At 71.9% G+C, this 6,776-nt stretch carries 6 protein-coding genes; 3 read left to right on the top strand and 3 right to left on the bottom strand.

Translation table 11 applies throughout. The annotated features are described in order from the left end of the window. The first annotated feature begins 41 nt into the window (after positions 1–41). Positions 42–1,334 carry a serine--tRNA ligase gene (serS, locus tag ACFDTC_RS05635; RefSeq protein WP_375257900.1) on the top strand — a complete coding sequence of 431 codons (1,293 nt, stop codon included), beginning with the start codon at positions 42–44 and terminating at the stop codon, positions 1,332–1,334. Beyond that, positions 1,331–2,032: a hypothetical protein gene (locus tag ACFDTC_RS05630; RefSeq protein ID WP_375257899.1), complete on the top strand. Its 702-nt coding sequence runs from the start codon at positions 1,331–1,333 to the stop codon at positions 2,030–2,032. The genes serS and ACFDTC_RS05630 overlap by 4 nt, the downstream gene beginning before the upstream one ends. Before the next feature lie 25 nt (positions 2,033–2,057). Here the strand turns inward: ACFDTC_RS05630 and der are convergent, their stop codons facing one another. From der to ACFDTC_RS05615, 3 genes are all read right to left on the bottom strand, one after another. Beyond that, entirely contained in the window at positions 2,058–3,521 is a 1,464-nt protein-coding gene (gene der / locus ACFDTC_RS05625) for a ribosome biogenesis GTPase Der (protein WP_375257898.1), read from the bottom strand. A gap of 78 nt (positions 3,522–3,599) precedes the next feature. Beyond that, on the bottom strand, positions 3,600–4,925 hold the full coding sequence (locus ACFDTC_RS05620; protein ID WP_375257897.1) for a PQQ-binding-like beta-propeller repeat protein: 1,326 nt from the start codon (positions 4,923–4,925) through the stop codon (positions 3,600–3,602). 103 nt (positions 4,926–5,028) lie between these two features. Next, positions 5,029–5,688: a tetratricopeptide repeat protein gene (locus tag ACFDTC_RS05615; protein WP_375257896.1), complete on the bottom strand. Its 660-nt coding sequence runs from the start codon at positions 5,686–5,688 to the stop codon at positions 5,029–5,031. Positions 5,689–5,982: 294 nt separating this feature from the next. Here ACFDTC_RS05615 and ACFDTC_RS05610 point away from each other — a divergent pair. After that, positions 5,983–6,776 (top strand): biotin/lipoyl-binding protein (locus tag ACFDTC_RS05610; RefSeq protein WP_375257895.1); only part of this gene is annotated, 794 nt, incomplete at its 3' end.

The following is a 6,776-nucleotide window of genomic DNA, read 5'->3' as shown; positions in this document are numbered from 1 at the left end:
CCGATAGGGCATAAGCGACGCGACTCAAACGGGAGAGCGTCATGCACGACATCCGCGCCATTCGCGACAACCCCGAAGCCTTCGACGCCGGCCTCGCCCGCCGCGGGGCCGAGGCCATGTCGGCGCGGCTGCTCGAGATCGACGCCGACCGCCGCGCGGCCATCCACGCCGCCGAGACCGCGCAGGCCGCGCAGAAGGCAGCCGCCAAGGACGTGGGCGCCGCCAAGGCCGCAGGCGACGACGCCGAATTCGAGCGCCTGCGCGCGCTGGTGGGCGAGAAGAAGGCCGAGGTCGCCGAGATGCAGGACCGCGCCAAGGCGCTGGATGCCGAGCTGACCGAGATGCTCATGGGCATCCCCAACCTGCCCTACGACGACACGCCCGACGGCGCCGACGAGGCCGACAACGTCGAGATCCACCGCTGGGGCACGCCGCCCAAGTTCGATTTCGCCCCGCGCGAGCATTACGAGCTCGCCGCCGTGCAGTCCGGCATGGATTTCGAGACCGCCGCCAAGCTCTCGGGCTCGCGCTTCGTGGTGCTGTCCGGCGCCGTGGCCCGCCTTCACCGGGCGCTGGCGCAGTTCATGCTGGACGTGCACACCACAGAGAACGGCCTGACCGAGACCTGGACGCCGGTGCTGGTCCGCGACGAGATGATGCGCGGCACCGGACAGCTGCCCAAGTTCGGCGAGGACAGCTATCAGACCACCAACGGCTGGTGGCTGGTGCCCACCGCCGAGGTGACGCTGACCAACATCGTCAACGGGCTGACCGTCGACGAAGGCTACCTGCCCCGCCGCTACGTCGCGCACACCCAGTGCTTCCGCTCCGAGGCCGGCAGCGCCGGGCGCGATACCGCCGGCATGCTGCGCCAGCACCAGTTCGAGAAGGTCGAGATGGTCTCGGTCACGCATCCCGACCACAGCCGCGACGAACTCGACCGCATGACCGCCTGCGCGCAGGGCATCCTGGAACGGCTGGGGCTGGCCTACCGGACGGTGGTCCTGTGCACCGGCGACATGGGCTTCGGCGCGCGGCGCACCCACGACATCGAGGTCTGGCTGCCCGGGCAGCAGACCTACCGCGAGATCAGCTCGGTCTCGGTCTGCGGCGACTTCCAGGCGCGGCGGATGAACGCACGGTTCAAGCCCGCGGGCGGCGGCAAGCCGGAATACCTGCACACGCTGAACGGCTCGGGCCTCGCCGTGGGGCGCTGCCTGATCGCGGTGCTGGAGAACGGCCAGCAGGCCGACGGCTCGGTCGTCCTGCCCGAGGCGCTGCACCCCTGGCTGGGCGGCAAGACGCGCATCACGGCCGAGGGTGCGCTGGCATGACACGGCTCTGGGCGATCCTGCTGGCAGTGGCGGCGATCGCCTTCGCCGCCGCCCCGATCCTGACCTCGGGGTTCAACGGGTTCGACCCGTCGCAATTCCCGGTTCCGCAGGACAACCCGCCGGTGCAGCCCGCGGGCTACGCCTTCTCGATCTGGGGCCTGATCTACGCCTGGTTGCTGGCGGGCGCGCTGTTCGGGCTGGTACGGCGGATGGACGATCCGGACTGGGCGCCGATGCGCCCGCCGCTGGTGGTGTCGCTGGCGATGGGGTCGATCTGGCTGTGGGTCGCGCAACTGTCGCCGGTCGCGGCGACCGTGCTGATCTGGGTCATGCTGGCCGGCGCGCTGCTGTCGCTGTTCCGGGTGGGCGATACCGACCGCTGGCTTCAGCAGGCGCCGGTGGCGATCTACGCCGGCTGGCTGACGGCCGCGTCCTGCGTGTCGCTGGGCCTGCTCATCGCCGGCTACGGCCTGCTGCCGGCGACGCCCGCGGCGCTGGTGGCGCTGGGTTTCGCGCTGGTGATCGCGGTCGCCGCGCAATACGCGCTGCACCGCGCGCCGGAATACGGCGTCACGGTGATCTGGGCGCTGATCGGAGTCATCGTTGCGAATTCGCAGCCCTTCAACGCCGCCGTCGTTGGGCTGGCCGTGCTGGGCATCCTCGCGATCCTGGGCCTGCGCGGGACCGACACCGAATGACCCGCGGCGGCGCCCCGCGCGCCGCCTAGTCCGCGCGCTTGCCCAGGTGCTTCTTCAGCGCGCCGGCGTTGCGCTTCTTGCGGCCCTTGTAGGGGTTCTTGTTCCCCTGCCCGCGCATGGTCAGCCGGATCGGAGTGCCGGGCATGTCGAAATCCTCGCGCAGCCCGTTGACCAGGTACCGCGAATAGCTTTCGGGAATCTTGTCCGGGTGGCTGCACATCACCACGAAGCCCGGCGGCCGGGTCTTGGCCTGGGTCATGTAGCGCAGCTTGATCCGGCGGCCCTGCGGCGCGGGCGGCGGGTGGCGCGAGATCATGCCCTCGAGCCAGCGGTTGAGCTGACCGGTCGAGACGCGGCGATTCCAGACCGCGTGCGCCTGCATCACCGCCTGCTGCAGCTTGTCGAGTCCCTTGCCCGTGCGGGCCGAAATCGTCACCAGCGGCGCGCCGCGCAGTTGCGGCAGGACGTGCTCGAACTGGTCGCGCAGCCAGCGCAGCTTGTCCTGCTTCTCGTCCTCGATGTCCCACTTGTTGACCGCAACGACGACGGCGCGGCCCTCGCGCTCGGCCAAGTCGGCGATCTTGAGGTCCTGCGTCTCGAACGGGATCGCCGCGTCGAGCAGAACGACCACGACCTCGGCGAACTTGATCGCGCGGATGCCGTCCGAAACCGACAGCTTTTCGAGCTTCTCCTGCACGCGCGCACGCTTGCGCATGCCCGCCGTGTCGAAGACGCGCATCGGCACGCCGTCCCAGTTCACCTTGACCGAGATCGCGTCGCGGGTGATGCCGGCCTCGGGGCCGGTGAGCATGCGTTCCTCGCCCAGGATCGCGTTGACCAGCGTCGACTTGCCCGCGTTGGGCCGGCCCACGATGGCGATCTGCAGGGGCTTGGCGTCCGTGGGCACGGGCACCGCGTCGGCGCCTTCCTCGGCTTCTTCCTCTGTCAGCGAGACCTCGACGGCGGGGGCTTCCTCCTCGGCGCGGGCCTCGAACGCGTCCGAGAGCGGCAGCAGGGCCGAGTAGATCTCGTTCATGCCCTCGCCGTGTTCTGCCGAGATGCGCAGCGGCTCGCCCAGGCCGAGGGCGTAGGATTCCAGAACGCCCGGTTCAGCGGCCGAGCCTTCGGCCTTGTTCACCGCAAGGATCACGTGCTTGGCGCGCTTGCGCAGGATCTCGGCGAAGACCTCGTCCGAGGGCATGACGCCCGCGCGCCCGTCGATGACGAACAGGCACACGTCGGCCATGTCCACGGCGCGCTCGGTCAGGCGGCGCATGCGGGCGGGCAGACTGTCGCCGGTCTCTTCCTCGAGGCCGGCCGTGTCGATCACGGTGAAGCGCAGGTCGCCCAGCTTCGCCTCGCCCTCGCGCAAGTCGCGGGTGACGCCGGGCTGGTCGTCGACCAGCGCAAGGCGCCGCCCGACGAGGCGGTTGAACAGCGTCGACTTGCCCACATTGGGACGGCCGACGATGGCGAGGGAAAAGGTCATGGTGCGGCGCGCTCCGGTCCGGTCAGGCGCGCCCCATAACGCAATCGCCGGCCGGTGGAAAGCGCCGTCGCACGGGCCCTAGCGATAGGCGAGCAGCTGGCCGCGCCGGTTGATCACGTAAAGCGTGCCGCCCGCGACCACCGGGCGCGTCGTGGCACCCTGCGGGATCGGGGTGCTGCCGACAAGCGCGCCGTTGACCGGGTCGAAGGCCCGCAACTGGCCGTCCGAGCCCGCGACCAGAAGCCGCCCGCCCGCCAGGACGGGGCCGTGGTTCACGTAGGCGGATTCGCGGCGCCGGCTGGGATCGCGCACGACCACGTAGCCGGGCAGTTCGCGCTGCCAGACGATCTGGCCGGTGGCGGCGTCGGCACGGATCAGTTCGTTCCGGTCCGAGACGAAGAACACCGAATCCCCGGCCGGCCAAACGGGCCCCAGCGCGCCTTCGCGCAGGGTCCACAGGCGTTCGCCGTCGAACAGGTTGAACGCGACGAGGCGTCCCGAGTGGTTGCCGGCATAGACCGTGTCGCCGGCGATCAGCGGATCGCCCGTCACGTCGTCGACCGTGGCGCGCGCCACGCCGTTGCGGCGGCCGAGCAGGTCGGCGCTCCAGCGGCGCAGCCCGCCCTGGCGGAAGGCCGCGCGTACGCCCCCGTCGCCGAAGGCAAAGACCACCGCGTCGTCGCCGAGAGCGGGCGCGGGCGCGCCGGCCACGTTGTTCACGTCGCCGACCTCGTCCATCTGCCAGCGCACGCGGCCACTGCCGGTTTCGACCGCCCAGCCGGTGCGGTCGCCGCTGGTGACGTAGACAAGACCGCCGGCGACGCTGGGCGCGCCGGTCGCGGTGTTATCGAGATCCTGCTGCCAGCGCCGCGCGCCCGTGCCCGCGTCGAGCGCGGTCAGCGTGCCGAAGCCGGTCGAGGCGTAGAGAACGCCGTAGGCATAGGCGAGCCCGCCGCCCTGGCCCTGCTGCGGCCCGTCGCGCGGCGGGATCAGCGTCGCCTGCCACAGCGGCGCGCCGGCGGTCGAGGTGGCGCGCACGGTGTGGTCGGCATCCATCGTGAAGACGCGGCCCTCGGCGACGACGGGGTCGGCGTTCAGGCGCTTACGGCGGCTGTCGCCCTCGCCGATGTCGACGGACCATGCCAGCGACAGGCTGTCGTTTAGCGCGGGATGCGCGGTGCGGAAGGCGGGCGAGACCGGGCTTTGCGACCATGCGGCGTTCACGCTCGGAGCAGGCAGCGCGATCGGGCGCGCGCCCACCGGCGCGGGCTGCGCGGCGGGGTCGCCGCCGGTCGACAGTGCGCGCACGTCGAGGCGTTCGCCCGGCAGGATCGGCTCGCGCTCGGTGCAGGCCGCAAGCAGCGCAACCATGCCGAGGGTGCCCAGAATTGCCGTGCGCGCCATGTCGATCCCTTCCGCCCTGTCGCACCGCCGCCGGCGATGCCTGTCTGCCCCGCGGCCTTGACCGGCCGCCTTCTTCGTCCGCGCCTTGTGGCCGCGTGCCGGCTCAGCCGGCCTGCGTCAGGCTGCCGCCCAGCGCGACAATCAACCGAGACGCGCGACGGCGCAAGCCTGCCGTGGCTTCGGAATCGTCGATCACGCGCCGCAGCCGTTCGATCGCGGCGTCGGTGTCGCCCTGCTCGATCTCGATCAGGGCCAGTTGTTCTTCGGCCAGCAGGCGCAGGGGCTGGCCCGGCACCGCCAGCGCCTCGAGCCCGGCGCGTCGCTGCTCGGGGTCCATGACGCCCGCGCCGCGCGACAGCGCCTTGTACTGCGCGATCTGGCGGTAGATCAGCGGGATCTCGGAATTGTCGGCCACCGTCTGCAGACGCGCGACGGCGGTCGCGTCATCCTCGGCGCGGCCGGCTTCCGCGGCCATGAACAGCCCCAGCACCGCAGCCCCGCCCGGCCCCGGCGCCGCGATCGCGTCGAGCGCCTCGACGCGGCCCTCGGCCTCTTCGGCCTCGAGCGCCGCCAGGATCGCGTCGCCGAAGGCCTGGGCCTGCGCCGTCTCGCGGGCCTTGGACCACTCGTTCCAGGCTGCGCCGGCGACAATGACCACGACGATCACGATCGCGATCCAGCCGTAGCGCCGCATGTAGCCGAACAGGCGGTCGCGCCGGACCTCTTCGGTCACCTCGTCGATGAAACTGTCGGGATTGCTCACCCTGGCCCCCTGCCTTGCATTCCGGGCCCTTCTAGCGCGGGGTCGGCGCGGTGCCAAGGCGCGTCTGGCAGGCGGCGCAACGACGGTCGGGACGGGGTCTGCCGCCGCTTCGGGCGATTTCGCCGCCGGCACGGTCGAAAGCGCGCCTGCAGCGCGGATGGCTCTTGCGAAACGACATGACCTCACGTAAACTGAACTGAACGGTTCAGAACTCGGCCCGGCGGATTGCCGCAACGGTCGATCCAGCTATTTTTCGCGGCGGGGCACGCGGCGCATTGAATATGGAATGACAGGATGCGGATTTTTCCGATCGTGACGGCCGTGGCCGTCGGGGCGGCGCTGTACGGGCTGGTGCTCGAGCGCGAGCGGCTTCTGGACTTCGCCGGCCTCGCCGCGCCGATCGCCCCCGAGGCCGCGCCCGCCGGGGACGAGGCGCCTTCGGACCCGCCGCCGCTTGCCGCCGAAGCGCCCACCGATGACACGGCCGAGGCCGTCGAGGGCGCCGTGCGGGTCATGGCCATGCGTTCTGTCGCGCGCGAGGTCGACAGCCGGATCGTGCTGCGCGGCGAAACGCAGGCCCTGCGCCAGGTCGAGGTCCGTGCCGAGACCAGCGGCAAGATCGTCTCGGCGCCTTTGCGCAAGGGCGCCTTCGTGGACGAGGGCGAGCTTCTGTGCGAGATCGACCCCGGCACGTCGCAGGTCGCGCTGCTCGAGGCGCAGGCCCGTCTGGCCGAGGCGCAGTCGCGTCTTCCGGCCGCTCGCGCCCAGATGGCGCAGGCCGAGGCGCAGCGTCCCGCCGCCCGCGCCGCCATCGCCGAGGCCGAGGCCGGCATACCCGCCGCGCAGGCCGCATTGGCCGAGGCCCGCGCCGGCATCCCCGCCGCCGAGGCTCGTCTGGTCGAGGCCCGCGCCCGCGTCCCCGAGGCCGAGGCCCGCCTGCGCGAGGCAGAGACGCGCGTTCCCGCCTCCGAGGCGGCCCTGCGCGAGGCGCAGTCGCGCGTTCCGGCGTCCCGCTCCGCGCTTGCCGAAGCCGAAGCGCGCCGCCCCGAGGCCGAGGCGCGCGTGGCCGAGGCCGAGGCGCGCCTGCG

The sequence above is a fragment of the Citreimonas sp. genome, from assembly GCF_042096055.1.
Taxonomy (GTDB): domain Bacteria; phylum Pseudomonadota; class Alphaproteobacteria; order Rhodobacterales; family Rhodobacteraceae; genus Citreimonas.
Note: the sequence above shows the minus strand (reverse complement) of the source record. Positions and strands in the feature narration are given on the sequence as shown.

Bases quoted from the DNA above. Each gene is read 5' to 3' on its own strand.
- ACFDTC_RS05630 (WP_375257899.1), top strand. From the start codon at position 1,331: ATGACACGGCTCTGGGCGATCCTGCTGGCAGTGGCGGCGATCGCCTTC.
- der (WP_375257898.1), bottom strand. From the start codon at position 3,521: ATGACCTTTTCCCTCGCCATCGTCGGCCGTCCCAATGTGGGCAAGTCG.
- serS (WP_375257900.1), top strand. From the start codon at position 42: ATGCACGACATCCGCGCCATTCGCGACAACCCCGAAGCCTTCGACGCC.
- ACFDTC_RS05620 (WP_375257897.1), bottom strand. From the start codon at position 4,925: ATGGCGCGCACGGCAATTCTGGGCACCCTCGGCATGGTTGCGCTGCTT.